General features: G+C 65.4%; 1 protein-coding gene. It reads left to right on the top strand.

What is annotated here, in order from left to right; all coding sequences use genetic code 11:
- Positions 1-881 (top strand): elongation factor Tu (gene tuf / locus EPD82_RS11825; protein WP_141056753.1); only part of this gene is annotated, 881 nt, incomplete at its 3' end.

Here is an 881-nt window from a genome sequence, read left to right as displayed (position 1 = left end):
ATGGCAAAAGCGAAGTTTGAGCGCACGAAGCCGCACGTGAATGTGGGCACGATCGGTCACGTGGACCATGGGAAGACGACGCTGACGGCGGCGCTGACGACGGTGCTGTCGAAGTACTACGGCGGCGAGGCGAAGAAGTACGACGACATCGACGCGGCGCCGGAAGAAAAAGCCCGCGGCATCACGATCAACACCGCGCACGTCGAATACGAGACGGCCAAGCGCCACTACGCGCACGTCGACTGCCCGGGCCACGCCGACTACGTGAAGAACATGATCACGGGCGCGGCGCAGATGGACGGCGCCATTCTGGTGGTGTCGGCCGCCGACGGCCCGATGCCGCAGACGCGCGAGCACATCCTGCTGGCGCGCCAGGTGGGCGTGCCCTACATCGTCGTCTACATGAACAAGTGCGACATGGTCGACGACCCCGAGCTCCTCGAGCTCGTGGAAATGGAAGTGCGCGAGCTGCTCTCCAAGTACGACTTCCCCGGCGATGAAGTCCCGGTGATCAAAGGCTCCGCGCTCAAGGCGCTCGAAGGCGACCAGAGCGAGATCGGCGAGCCCTCGATCCTCAAGCTCGCCGAAGCGCTCGACACCTACATTCCCACGCCCGAGCGCGCCATCGACAAGCCCTTCCTTCTGCCGATCGAAGACGTCTTCTCCATCTCCGGTCGCGGCACGGTGGTCACGGGCCGGGTCGAGCGCGGCATCGTCAAGGTGGGCGACGAAGTCGAGATCGTCGGTCTGCGCCCGACGCAGAAGACCACGGTCACGGGCGTGGAAATGTTCCGCAAGCTCCTCGACCAGGGGCAGGCGGGCGACAACGTCGGGGTGCTGCTGCGCGGCACCAAGCGCGAAGACGTCGAGCGCGGTCAGGT

Origin of the sequence: Tepidiphilus succinatimandens (assembly GCF_006503695.1) — a bacterium.
Lineage (GTDB): Bacteria > Pseudomonadota > Gammaproteobacteria > Burkholderiales > Rhodocyclaceae > Tepidiphilus > Tepidiphilus succinatimandens.
Note: the sequence above shows the minus strand (reverse complement) of the source record. Positions and strands in the feature narration are given on the sequence as shown.